An 11,667-nucleotide genomic window follows, 5' to 3' on the forward strand; every position below is an offset into this window, starting at 1 on the left:
ACACGCGGTCGCCGGGCTGACCCCCGGGAGCGCCCCCGAGCAGGAGACTTGGGGGTGCGCCGGGCACGGCAGTGCCCGTGCCCGGCCCCGGGGGGAGACGCGATGCGACGGGACTCCGGCGGGAACGCCGAGGGGGGCTCCGGCCACGGCGGAGGCGCCGGGGAGCCCGGCCGGGCGGCCGCGGGCGGCGCCGGTGCGGACACGGGCGCAGTCCGCGCCGGCGGCGGGGACACCGGCCCCTACGTGTGGGAGGCCCCTCCCCCGGACGGCTCCCGCGCGCGCGGCGCCCTGGCGCGGTGGCTCCTGGCAAGGCGGGTGGACGAGGTGGGCGGCCCGGGGTCGGCGCCGCACGCCGAGCGCCAGCACTCCTGGTGGCGGGTCATGTGCCTGACCGGCGTCGACTACTTCTCCACCCTCAGCTACCTCCCGGCGATCGCGATCCTCACCGCGGGCGCCCTCTCACCCGTGGCGACGCTGCTGATCGTCGTCCTCACCCTGGGCGGGATGCTGCCCGTGTACCGGAGGGTGGCCGAGCGCAGCCCGCACGGCCAGGGGTCGGTGGCGATGCTGGAACACCTGCTCCCCGAGTGGAGGGGCAAGTTCCTCGTCCTGTGCCTGCTGGGCTTCGTGGCGACGTCGTGGATCGTCACCATCACCCTGTCCACCGCCGACGCCACCGCGCACCTGGCCGCCAACCCGTACACCCCCGCCGCCCTGGCCGACCACCCGGTGCCGGTCACCCTCGTCCTCCTCGCCCTCCTGGGCGCGGTGTTCCTGGCCGGGTTCCGCGAGGCGGTCCGGATCGCCGTCCCCCTGGTGCTGGTGTTCCTGCTGCTCAACGCGGTGGTGGTGGTCGCCGCGCTGGTGCGCATCGCGGCGGACCCGTCGACCCTCGCCGACTGGGAGGGCGCGCTCCTCGGGAGCGGCCGGGGGCTCCCGTCGATGGCGGCCACCGTCCTGGTGGCCTTCCCCCTCCTGGTCCTCGGCCTGTCGGGGTTCGAGACGGGCGTCAGCATGATGCCCCTGATCCGGACGGGGGGAGGGACCGGGCAGGAGCGCCTGCGGTCGCGGATCGCCGACACACGGACCATGCTGACCACGGCCGCCGTGGTCATGAGCGTCTACCTGCTGTCCACGACGTTCGTCTCCGGGGTCCTGGTCCCCCGGGAGGCGGTGGAGCCCGGTGGGCCCGCCGCCGACCGCGTGCTCGCCTACCTCGCGTACGACCTGCTCGGCAACGGGTTCGGCGTGTTCTACGACGTGAGCACGGTCCTCATCCTGTGGTTCGCCGGGGCCTCGGCCATGGCGGGCCTGATCAACATCGTGCCGCGCTACCTGCCGCGCTACGGGATGGCGCCCGCGTGGGGACTGGCCGTGCGGCCCGTGGTGCTGGTGTACACGGCCGTCGCGATGGCCATCACCGTGGCCTTCGACGCGGGGGTCACCGCCCAGTCGGGTGCGTACGCCACCGGGATCCTCGCCATGCTGGTCACCTCGGCCCTGGCGGTGACGGTCCTCGCCCACCGCTCGGGGCGGCGGCGGGCGGTGGCCGGGTTCGGGTTCCTGACGGCGGTGTTCGGCTACGCGCTCGCCGACAACGTCGCGGCCAGGCCGGACGGGCTGCTCATAGCGCTGGCGTTCGTGGCCGGCACCGTCCTGGTGTCGCTGGTCTCACGGGCACTGAGGAGCACGGAACTCCGGACCAGCAGCTTCCACCTGGACGAGACGGCGGTCAGGTTCGCCCTGGAGGCGGTGCTCCGGGGCCGGCTGCACCTGTTCGCCAACCGGCCCGGGTCCGGCGGGGCGGCCGGATACGAGGAGATCGAGCGCGAGCAGATGCTCCTGCACCCGATCCCGCTCCGGACGCCGCCGCTGTTCGTGGAGGTCGAGGTGCACCACCCGTCGGAGTTCGCGAGCGTCCTGCGGGCGCGCGGGGTGGAGGTGGACGGCCACCGGGTCCTGCGGGTGCGCAGCCCGGCAGCCCCCAACGCGCTCGCGGCGGTCCTCCTGTGCCTCCGTGACCGGACCGGGGCCGTTCCGCACTGCTACTTCGCCTGGTCGGAGGGGTCGCCGATCCGGCTGCTGTTCAGGTTCGGCGTGCTGGGGGAGGGGGAGACCGCGTCGTTCACCCGGGAGATCCTCCGCGAGGCCGAGGAGGACCCCAAACGGCGTCCGGTCGTCCACGTCAGCTGAGGTGCGGGGCTGCGGTCGGCCCCCGTCCCCGGTCCGCGCGCGGGTCACTCCTCCCGGGCGGCGGCCCCGGCCGGCCGAACGTCCGGACCGGGGCCCGCCGACGGGCGCCCGCCCCGCCGGAGGGGGCAGACGCCCGTCCGGCCCGCTAGGCGGGGGAGTCGGTCAGGGTCAGCCCGCACCCGGCGCGCATGTCGAGCCACGTCTGGGCGGCCTGACCCGCGGCCTCGTCCTCGTAGGGGACGGGCACGCCGCCCTGGATCCGCGCCGGCGCCCAGTCCGCCCCGGTCACACTGCCCCGGTCGAAGGTGAGGGTGAGCACCCCCGTCTCGGCGGTGGGCCCCTCGACGTTGTAGAACACGAAGTTGCCCAGCCCGTAGTGCACGTAGGAGTCGCCGGTGAACCCGCCCGGGGACAGGACGTGCGCGTGGCCGCCGACCACGGCGGTCGCCCCGGCCGAGACCAGCTCCTCGGCGAGGGAGGGCGCGTGCGGCAGCGGGCAGTGCGCGCCCTCCAGGCCCCAGTGGAGGAAGACCACGACGTTGTCGTGCTCGGCCGCGGCCCCGGAGACCGCGTCGAGCATCCGCTCCCGCATCTCGTTCTTGGTGGAGGCCATGCCGGGCTTGCCCTCACCCGCGGTCCACTCCGCCACGAGGTGGTCGTCCATGACGTCGGTGGCGCCGAACAGGGCCACGCTCTGGCCGTTGACCTCGGCCACATGGGGTGTGTACGCCTCGTCGGCGTCGCGGCCCGCGCCGACCAGCGCGACACCGGAGGCCTCGCCGTTCTCCAGCGTGTCGATCAGTCCGTCCGTGCCGTAGTCCATGCCGTGGTTGTTGGCGACGGTGGCCACGTCCACGCCTCCGGCGGCCAGGGCCTCCAGGGCGCTCGGGGGCGAGCGGAACAGGAACTCCTTGTCGGGGGCGGGGGTGCCGCCCTCGGTGACGGCGGTCTCCAGGTTGACCATGGCCAGGTCGGCGGCGGAGAGCTGCGCGGAGACGGGGCCGAGCGCGGTGGCGGGGTCGGCCAGGCGGGGTTCGAGCATCCCCTCGAACATGACGTCGCCGCCGAAGGCGATGGTGAACGGCTCGTGGGAGGACTCGGACTCCGTGTCGGGGGAGGGCGGGGTGGAGGCCTCCACCCCGGGGGCGACCGCGCCCTCCACCTCTTGCGTCTGCCCGCCACCCCCCGAGGAGCAGGCGGTCGCGGCCAGGAGGAGGGCGAGTGTCGCGGCGCCGGCCGACAGTGTCGTGCGCGTGCGTGTGCGGGGGCACGGGGGTACGGACTGCATTGCATGCTCCAGTGGGGGCGGGGGAAACGGAGGGCATGTCCTGAAAAGAGGACGCACATCATGCGTTTCCAGTTGGCCTTCATGAACGGATTGGCGGCCATGGGCGTACCGACCCGTCACCGGTGATCACCGGCAGTGCTCAGAGTAGGGCCGGCGGTCCCTTTTTCGTCGGTACGACATCGGCTGTATTCCGGTCGGTTTTCGGCCGCCCGCCGTCGATCGCACGCTCATGGCCAGCGGGTTCGGTCGAGTCCGCCGTGAGTGGGGTGAGAGTTTCCTGAGTTGCGGTAGAGGTCGTATTGGGACAGCGAAAGCATCATTTCGGCTGCTGTGAGTTCCTTTTTCTCTTTCCTTGGCGCCGGCATCGGAGGGGGCTGGGGCCGTCGTGCGAAGGGTCCTTCCGGCTCCGGTGCTCCGGGAGCCCCGTGCGTCGCGCACGTCTATCCGCTCTTTTCTCTCCAACGCCGCATTGTTCTCATGGAGCGCAAGGGGGTGCCTTGGGGTATAAGGCGTACTCGAAGACCGGTCAAACTAATCAACGAAGGTGCTTAGTGGATTACGTTCGGGGGTTTACCTGAAAAAAATTCATCATCTTTCATGGCCCTCTGTTGTTTTGTGTGTACCCTGAGTAGTCGTCTCCACGTCTGCGAACAGCAGGTATCCCTCAGAGTGACATACTGTGAGCGGAGGGTATTTGTGGCGATGGCGGACATTGCCTGAAAACGCGTGCGAGCCCGCAGTGGCTTGCTAACGTTTCGGTCCGTCGGCGGTTCGTCCCCGGAAAACCACTTCGGAGAACGCCGGACCACGACTCCCACGTGCGCGGGTCACCCCGCCGTTCCACCGCTCGCCGGTGACGGACCCGCACGGTCGTGGCAGCGGGACCGCACGAGTGCTCCGCCGCGACGCGGACACCCGGTCCGCCCACGACCACCAGCGCCACGACCGGCGCAACCCAGGCTGTCTCCGTGAAAGGTCCTAGCCGCACATGCGCAACACACTCCGTTACTCCTTCGCCACCGTGATGACCGCCGGGCTGGTCATCGCCCCCGTCACAGCGGCCTTCGCCGACACCACCACCGACGGCTCCGGCGGCATCGGCAGCGGCAACCAGATCGTCGTCCCCGTGGACATCGAGGCCGATCTGTGCGGCAACTCGCTCGCGGTGCTCGGCATCTCCTCGGCCAAGTGCACCCGGGTCTCGGAGGTCCTCTACGAGGTCAGCGGCCAGGGCGGGGCCGCCACCAGCGGAGCCGGCGGCATCGCCAGCGGCAACCAGATCATCGTCCCCGTCGACGCCGCCGTCGACGCGTGCGGGAACTCCGTCGCCGTCGGCGGCATCTCCGAGGCCGAGTGCCTGGAGGTCGTCGAGGTCCTGGAGCAGGAGAGCGCCGACGCGCCCCGTGCCCTCACGGACGGCTCCGGCGGGGTGGCCAGCGGAAACCAGATCGTCGTCCCCGTCGACGCGGCCATCAACGTCTGCGGCAACTCGGTGGCCGTCCTGGGCGGCTCCAGTGCCAAGTGCACCACCATCATCAACATCATCCAGGCCTCCCCCGAGAACGAGGGCGGACCCTCCACCAGCGGCGCGGGCGGTGTGGCCAGCGGCAACCAGGTGCTCGTCCCCGTCGACGCCGCCGTCGACATCTGCGGCAACGCCGTCTCCGTGCTCGGCCTCGCCCAGTCCGCCTGCATGGAGACCATCTCCGAGGGCGGGGACCCCGACCCCGAGACCCCCGAGGAGCCCGAGGAGCCGGGTGGCGAGACCCCCGAGGAGCCCGAGGCCCCCGAGGAGGAGCCCACCGTTCCGGAGGCGCCCCGTGAGGAGGACAGGGGCGAGGACGACTCCAGCGTCAGCGGCGACCGGCCCGCCACCCCCGAGCCGCAGGCCGACGAGCAGCTCGCCGTGACCGGTACCGCTCTGGGCGGCCTCGTCGCCGCCGCGGTCGCCGCGATCGGCGCGGGCGGCGCGGGCCTGTACTTCGCCCGCAAGCGCAAGGCGTCCGCCGCCGCCGGCCACGAGGAGTAGGAGGCCCGGGTCCGGCAGGTCCGGACCGGGGCCGGGACGCGGGGAGGGGAGGCTCCCCGCGCCCCGGGCGCCCACGCGGGGCCGCCGGACGCCGGCGGCCCCGCGGCCGTTCGCGAGGGGCGGTGCGGCGCGGCCCGGAGCGTCTCATAACCTCGAAGACGTGCTCAAGGTCCTGTTGTCGCAACGCATGCTGGCGTTCCACGCGCTCGTCCTGGTGATCGTGCCCAGCTTCGTCTGGCTGGGCTTCTGGCAGCTGGACCGCTGGGAGCTGCGCAGCGCGTCCGTCAACCTCCAGCAGGACAACCTCGCCGCCGAACCCGTTCCCGTCTCGGAGCTGGCCGCCGTCGGGGAGGACGTCGCCCCCGGCGACCGGTGGCGCACCGTCGAGGCCTCCGGCACCTGGGACACCTCCCACGAGATCCTCCTGCGCAACCGCGACGGATCCGGCGGCGTCGGGTACCACGTCCTGACCCCCCTGGTCGGGGAGGACGGTACGGCCGTCCTGGTCAACCGCGGATGGATCCAGCGCGGTGAGACCGCGCTGGACGCCCCCGAGCCCCCGGCGGCCCCCGGCGGGACCGTGGACGTGACCGGTCGGCTGCACTTCTCCGAGACGGAGGAGAACAGCGGCCTGCGCAACCGCGACGACCTGCCCGAGGGGCAGCTCATGATGGTCGACGTCGACATGATCGCGGACGGACTGCCCTACCCGGTCTACGGCGGATTCGTCGAGCTCACCCGGCAGGACCCGGCGCCCGATCCGGCCCCCGAGCCGGTCGAGCTGCGCGAGGTGGACTCCGGCATGAGCGCCTCCTACGCCGTGCAGTGGTGGGTGTTCGCCGTCGTCGCCGTCGCGGGCTGGATCTTCCTCGTCCGCCGCGAACTGCGCGAGGCCCGAGAGGCCCGCGAGGACGGGCGTCCGGGGGAGGCGGCCCCCGCGGGGCCGCCCGGGCAGGAGCCGTCGGAGGCCGCCGCCGGGACCGGTGGCGGTACCGACCTTTGAGTCCCCGTCCACGGCACGAGGAGCCAGCCCCATGCACGACGAGACCGACTACCCGGCGCCCGGACACGTGGAGCGCCGCGACGTCGACGCGGAGGAGAGCTCCCGCGCCGGACGCCTGTGGTGGGACGGCGCCGCCGACGCCTACCAGGCCGAACACGGCGGCTTCCTGGGCGACGCCGATTTCGTGTGGTGCCCGGAGGGGCTGACCGAGGAGCGGGCGGGGCTGCTCGGCGAGCCCGCGGAGCTGCGGGGGGCACGGGTCCTGGAGGTCGGCTGCGGTGCGGGCCAGTGCGGCCGGTGGCTGCGCGCGAGGGGCGTGCGGGAGGTGGTCGCGTTCGACCTGTCGTTCCGGCAGCTGCAGCACTCGCGGCGGATCGACGCCGAGACGGGGCACAGCCTGCCGACCGTGCAGGCCGACGCCCAGCGGCTGCCTTTCGCCGACGCCTCCTTCGACGCGGTGTTCTCGTCGTTCGGCGCGTTCCCGTTCGTGCCCTCGGCCGACGACGCCCTCGGTGAGGCGGCGCGGGTCCTGCGCCCCGGCGGGCGCCTGGTCTTCTCGGTGACGCACCCGGTCCGGTGGAGCTTCCCGGACGACCCCGGCGAGGAGGGGTTCACCGTCCACCAGTCCTACTTCGACCGCCGTGCCTACGTGGAGGAGGACGACGAGGGCAACGCGGTCTACGTGGAGCACCACCACACGGTGGGCGACTGGGTCCGGGGGATCGCCCGCGCGGGGCTGACGCTGAAGGACCTGGTCGAACCGGAGTGGCCAGAGGGGCTCGACCGCGTGTGGGGAGGCTGGGGGCCGGTGCGGGGCCGGATGATCCCCGGCACCGCGATCTTCTCCGCGGTCAGGCCGAAGGGCTGAGGGCCGGCCGGGACGCCCCGCCTCAGAGGTCGGGCGCGGCGGACCCGCCCAGGTATTCCGGGGGCACGGCGGCGACGAGCCAGACCCCGTTCCCGGTCACACGGAAGACGTGGCCGTCGGCGTGCATGCGCCCGGCGGCGACGGAGAGCACCACGGGAGTGCCCCGGCGGGCCCCCACCCGGCGGGCGGTCTCCGTGTCGGGGGACAGGTGGACGTCGTGGCGGTTCATCGGACGCAGGCCCTCGGCGGCGATGGCGGGCAGGAACCGGCCCACGGTTCCGTGGTGGAGCAGTTCCGGGGGGACGCTCGGCTCCCAACCGAGGTCGACATCGACGGAGTGGCCCTGCTGTGCGCGGATGCGGGTGCCGTCCGGGCTGAGGGCGAACCGCTTCTTGTCGTTGTTCCCGACCACCTCGGCGAGGGTTTCCCGGGAGAGGCGGATCCCGGCGTCGCGGCAGCCCGCGAGGAGGTCCTCCACCCCGGTCCACCCCTGGGCATCCAGACGCAGCCCCGCGAGGCCGGGGTCGTGGCGCAGGACGCGCGCCAGGAACTTGGAGGCGCGGACCCTCTCCTTGGTGTTCATGCGTGTGTTCGCCGGTCTTTCCACATGGGGATGATCCCGTGCGCCCGCCGTCGCGTGCCAGGGGTTTTCGGGCTGTCCGGATGCGGAAATCTTCTTGGAGGCTCGGGTCCGGGGGAGTAGTTTGCGTAGTTCGACCGGTATTCGGCCGACGACCGTCCGCCTCCAGGGACCGCGGGCCGGGCCCGCGCCGTGGACCACAGGAGGAGGGCCCCGTGTCCCAGAGGTTGCGTGCCGTGTGGCGGGAGACCCGCGACGCCTTCGAGCAGGGGCACTACCGGGTCGGGGAGCGGCTGGTGGACCTGTCGGGGGACCTGGCCGCGATGCGGGCGGGCACGCGGCTCTACCTGCCGGGTGAGCCGGCGGCGCCCTCCGGGCCGGGGATGCGGCGCACGACCCGTTTCGAGGTCACCCGGGAGAGCACGCTCGCCGCGGCCGGGCGACTGGCGTCCGGGCCGGGGCGGACCCATGTGGCGGCGCTGAACTTCGCGTCCGCCCGCAGGCCCGGCGGCGGCGTCGCCAACGGCGCGCGTGCGCAGGAGGAGAGCCTGGCCAGGTCGAGCGCCCTGTACGCCTCCCTGGTGCTGTGCCCGGAGTACTACGACCACCACCGGGAGCACGGGAGCCTGCTCTACACGGACAGGGTGATCTGGTCGCCCGGCGTGCCGGTGTACCGCGACGACGGGGGCGGGTGGCTGCCGGAGCCCCTGCTGGTCTCCTTCCTCACCTGCGCGGCGCCGAACCGGCGGATGATCGAGCGCAACCGGGTCGAACCCGCCGACCCCGTTCCCGGCGTCCTGGCCGCGCGGGCGCGCGGCGTGCTCGCCGTCGCGGCCGAGCAGGGGGTCGACCGGCTGGTGCTCGGGGCGTGGGGGTGCGGCGTGTTCGGCAACCACCCGTCGGAGGTGGCGGCGGCCTTCGCGGGGCACCTGAGGCCGGGCGGCGGGTTCGCCGGGATGTTCGAGCACGTGGTGTTCGCGGTCCTGGACCGCGACGACACGGTGCGCGAGGCCTTCGCTGGGGCGCTGTGACCCCGCGCCCGGCGCGGGTCCGCGTCAGTCCCCGGGCACCACGCCGGCCCGCCGGGCGGACTCGTCGGCCTGTGCGAGCCTGCGCAGGACCGCCATGAGGGTGTCGCCGAGCACCGAGTACACGACGGCGCTCTCCAGGATCTCGTCGGTGCCGGTGACCCGGCCGATGACATCGAGGTCCACCCGGGCCGCCTGCTCCATGGTGGCGGCGTAGCCGTCGAGGGCCTCGTCGTCGAGGGGGCGCCCTGCGCGGCGGTAGGTGGAGACCACCTCGGCCAGGTCGGCGGCGGCGCGGCTCTCGGGGTGGACGTGCCAGCCGCGCCGCTCGAACAGGGCCCGCACCCGGCCGTGGTCCTCCTCTTCGGCGGTGGCGACGCCCTTCGTGGCGGGCGGGAGCACGTGCATGGCGTGGCCGAGGAGTTCGTGGGTGATCGGAGGGTCGGGGGAGTCGACGCGGGCGAGGATCTCGCGGGTGGTGGCGATGGGCAGGCCGCCCACGTCGGTCAGGGCGCGGACCAGGCGCAGCCGGTGGAGGTGCCCCTCCCCGTAGCTCGCCTGGTTGGGGCCGGTGCGCTCGCCCCGGGGCAGGAGCCCTTCGCGGAGGTAGTACTTGATCGTCGGCACCGGGGTCCCGGACCGCTCACTCAGCTCGCCGATACGCATGGGCCCATCCTCGCTTCTTTCCCTTGCCACGTCCCGGTGCTTCATGGATAGTAAAGGTATCCGTAATGGATAGTGGAAGTATCCAAAAAGGAGAAGCGTGAACGTCCCGACCACCCCCCGCCCCGCCCCCGGCGCGTTCCTGCGGACCGCGCCGGACTGGCACCGCCCCCTCATGGCGACCGCCGCCCTGTGCGCGGTCGTCCTGGCGGCGGCCCTCGTCGGCCTCGCGGTGGACGACCGCACGCTCGTCGGCCGCCCGATCTGGCTCAAGCCGGCCAAGTTCGCCCTGTCGATCGCGGTCTACAACGTCACCCTGGCGTGGCTGCTCTCGCTGCTCGTGCGGTGGCGGCGCACCGGGTGGTGGCTCGGGACGCTCTTCTCCGCCATGGTCCTCGGCGAGCTGGCCGCGATCGGGCTCCAGGCCTGGCGGGGCGAGCTCAGCCACTACAACTACGCGACCCCGTTCGACACGGCCGTCTACAACGCCATGGCCGCCATGATCGTCACCGCGTGGACCGCCAACCTCGGGATCGGCGTCCTGCTGCTCGTGCAGCGCGTCGGCGAGCGCTCCACCACCTGGGCGGTGCGGATCGGCACGGGGATCGCCCTCGCCGGAATGGCCGCGGCCTTCTTCATGACCGTCCCGTCCGACCAGCAGATGGTCGCCCTGGAGAACGGCGGACCGGGGGACGTGATCGGGGCGCACACCGTCGGCGTGGCGGACGGCGGGCCGGGGCTGCCGGTCGTGGGCTGGAGCACGGTCGCCGGGGACCTGCGGGTCGCCCACTTCGTCGGCATCCACGGGCTCCAGGCGCTCGTCCTGCTCGCCCTGCTCCTGGTGGCGCTGGGCCGCCGCCACCCGCGGCTGGAGCCGGACGCCGTGCGGCTGCGCGTGGTCGCCGTGGTCGGATCGGCCCACGCGGCGCTCCTGGTCCTGACCGCCTGGCAGGCGCTGCGGGGCCAGTCGGTCGTGCGCCCGGACGCCGTCACCCTCCTGGCGGCGGCACTGCTGGCCGCGGCGACCGCGGCGGGCCTGTGGTGGGCGCTGCGCAGACGCGGGAGCGGCCGCGAACGGAACCGGGCGACCGGGCGGGCCTGAGCGGCCTCCGCCTCCGGTCGGCCCGTATCATCCGTGTGACCGGACGCGGAGGAGGCACGGTGCGGCTCAAACTCGACCTGCACGACATCTTCAACAAGGGCCGCGATATCGACAGGGCCCTCGCCGACATCATGGACGAGGCCGAGCGCACCGGGGCCAGGACCGTGGAGATCATCCCCGGCAAGGGGTCGGGGCAGCTGAAGAAGCGGGTGCTGCGCTACCTCGACCGCAAGGACGTCAAGGCCCGCTACCACCGGGTCGAGAAGGACTCCAAGAACTTCGGCCGTCTCTTCATCCACTTCAAGCGCTGACCCGGGGCACGGCCGCTCCGTGCGATGCCCCGTGCCGTGAGCGGGCTGCTACGGGCCACCGGGAGTCTTGAGGGCCCGTGACGAGGGAGGACACAGTGGGTTTCCCCGCCGTTCCCCGGCAGGGCGGAGTGTCCCGGGGGGCGGGGGTCTGCATGCCGGTTTCCCGGGGCGTGGCCGTCGTTCGACCAGGGGCGCCACGTCGAAAGGCGCTCCGGGCTCAGGCGGCGCTGGTCAGAATCCGGAACGACTTCCGCGGACCGAGACCGACACCCAGGCGCAGCACCATCCATATCCCGGAGTAGACGCGGACCCGTTCTCGGCGGACCGTCACCAACATCGGCTTCCAGTCCCAGCCGGGTCTGGCCTGGGAGAGCATCTCCTGTATATGCGGATCTTCGAGGCTTCGGCTCTCCAGCCATCCGCCTCCGATCTTCTCGACAGTTCGAGCCAGGTTTCCGCACCTTGCACAGCTGCTGTCGAACAATAAATAGTTTGCCAACAGAAAAATCCCTTCCTGGTGTTCCGTGCGGCCTTGACTGTCCGATACAGGGTGGCGGGTCGGTGGTCCCCCGTGTGCCAGGGGCTCCCGGAGTCCGGTCCGC

Annotated in this window: 10 protein-coding genes; 7 read left to right on the top strand and 3 right to left on the bottom strand. The window is 72.8% G+C overall.

The genetic code is table 11. The features are described 5' to 3' along the window. Positions 1-102: 102 nt before the first annotated feature. Positions 103-2,193, top strand: a complete 2,091-nt coding sequence (locus tag ACFQBR_RS32410) for an APC family permease (RefSeq protein WP_344182549.1) — start codon at positions 103-105, stop codon at positions 2,191-2,193. Positions 2,194-2,338: 145 nt separating this feature from the next. On the opposite strand, the gene ACFQBR_RS32415 is transcribed toward ACFQBR_RS32410, so the two are convergent. Next, complete coding sequence (locus tag ACFQBR_RS32415; protein ID WP_344182547.1) at positions 2,339-3,481, bottom strand: CapA family protein; 1,143 nt, start codon at positions 3,479-3,481, stop codon at positions 2,339-2,341. Positions 3,482-4,469: 988 nt separating this feature from the next. Here ACFQBR_RS32415 and ACFQBR_RS32420 point away from each other — a divergent pair. From ACFQBR_RS32420 to ACFQBR_RS32430, 3 genes are all read left to right on the top strand, one after another. Beyond that, a complete protein-coding gene (locus ACFQBR_RS32420; protein ID WP_352983309.1) occupies positions 4,470-5,510 on the top strand; it encodes a chaplin in 1,041 nt (346 codons plus the stop codon). Between the two features lie 160 nt (positions 5,511-5,670). Further along, positions 5,671-6,513: an SURF1 family cytochrome oxidase biogenesis protein gene (locus ACFQBR_RS32425; RefSeq protein ID WP_344182543.1), complete on the top strand. Its 843-nt coding sequence runs from the start codon at positions 5,671-5,673 to the stop codon at positions 6,511-6,513. A gap of 31 nt (positions 6,514-6,544) precedes the next feature. Further along, positions 6,545-7,381, top strand: coding sequence for a class I SAM-dependent methyltransferase (locus ACFQBR_RS32430; protein WP_344182541.1), 837 nt, complete (start codon positions 6,545-6,547; stop codon positions 7,379-7,381). A gap of 22 nt (positions 7,382-7,403) precedes the next feature. Here ACFQBR_RS32430 and ACFQBR_RS32435 read toward each other — a convergent pair whose 3' ends face one another. Then, positions 7,404-7,964 carry an RNA 2'-phosphotransferase gene (locus tag ACFQBR_RS32435; RefSeq protein WP_344182539.1) on the bottom strand — a complete coding sequence of 187 codons (561 nt, stop codon included), beginning with the start codon at positions 7,962-7,964 and terminating at the stop codon, positions 7,404-7,406. Between the two features lie 212 nt (positions 7,965-8,176). Here ACFQBR_RS32435 and ACFQBR_RS32440 point away from each other — a divergent pair, with 212 nt between their 5' ends. Then, on the top strand, positions 8,177-8,992 hold the full coding sequence (locus ACFQBR_RS32440; RefSeq protein ID WP_344182537.1) for a TIGR02452 family protein: 816 nt from the start codon (positions 8,177-8,179) through the stop codon (positions 8,990-8,992). A gap of 24 nt (positions 8,993-9,016) precedes the next feature. Here the strand turns inward: ACFQBR_RS32440 and ACFQBR_RS32445 are convergent, their stop codons facing one another. Then, complete coding sequence (locus ACFQBR_RS32445) at positions 9,017-9,655, bottom strand: MerR family transcriptional regulator (protein ID WP_344182535.1); 639 nt, start codon at positions 9,653-9,655, stop codon at positions 9,017-9,019. Between the two features lie 97 nt (positions 9,656-9,752). Here ACFQBR_RS32445 and ACFQBR_RS32450 point away from each other — a divergent pair, with 97 nt between their 5' ends. After that, a complete protein-coding gene (locus ACFQBR_RS32450) occupies positions 9,753-10,754 on the top strand; it encodes a hypothetical protein (protein WP_344182533.1) in 1,002 nt (333 codons plus the stop codon). 59 nt (positions 10,755-10,813) lie between these two features. Further along, positions 10,814-11,065 carry a Smr/MutS family protein gene (locus ACFQBR_RS32455; protein WP_267950208.1) on the top strand — a complete coding sequence of 84 codons (252 nt, stop codon included), beginning with the start codon at positions 10,814-10,816 and terminating at the stop codon, positions 11,063-11,065. Positions 11,066-11,667: the final 602 nt, after the last annotated feature.

It is taken from the genome of Nocardiopsis tropica (assembly GCF_042660575.1).
GTDB classification, from domain to species: Bacteria; Actinomycetota; Actinomycetes; order Streptosporangiales; family Streptosporangiaceae; genus Nocardiopsis; species Nocardiopsis tropica.

What these genes read in the sequence shown, in the direction of transcription:
- ACFQBR_RS32410 (WP_344182549.1), top strand. Translation starts at nt 103, where the DNA reads ATGCGACGGGACTCCGGCGGGAACGCCGAGGGGGGCTCCGGCCACGGC.
- ACFQBR_RS32415 (WP_344182547.1), bottom strand. Translation starts at nt 3,481, where the DNA reads ATGCAGTCCGTACCCCCGTGCCCCCGCACACGCACGCGCACGACACTG.
- ACFQBR_RS32420 (WP_352983309.1), top strand. Translation starts at nt 4,470, where the DNA reads ATGCGCAACACACTCCGTTACTCCTTCGCCACCGTGATGACCGCCGGG.
- ACFQBR_RS32430 (WP_344182541.1), top strand. Translation starts at nt 6,545, where the DNA reads ATGCACGACGAGACCGACTACCCGGCGCCCGGACACGTGGAGCGCCGC.
- ACFQBR_RS32435 (WP_344182539.1), bottom strand. Translation starts at nt 7,964, where the DNA reads ATGAACACCAAGGAGAGGGTCCGCGCCTCCAAGTTCCTGGCGCGCGTC.
- ACFQBR_RS32445 (WP_344182535.1), bottom strand. Translation starts at nt 9,655, where the DNA reads ATGCGTATCGGCGAGCTGAGTGAGCGGTCCGGGACCCCGGTGCCGACG.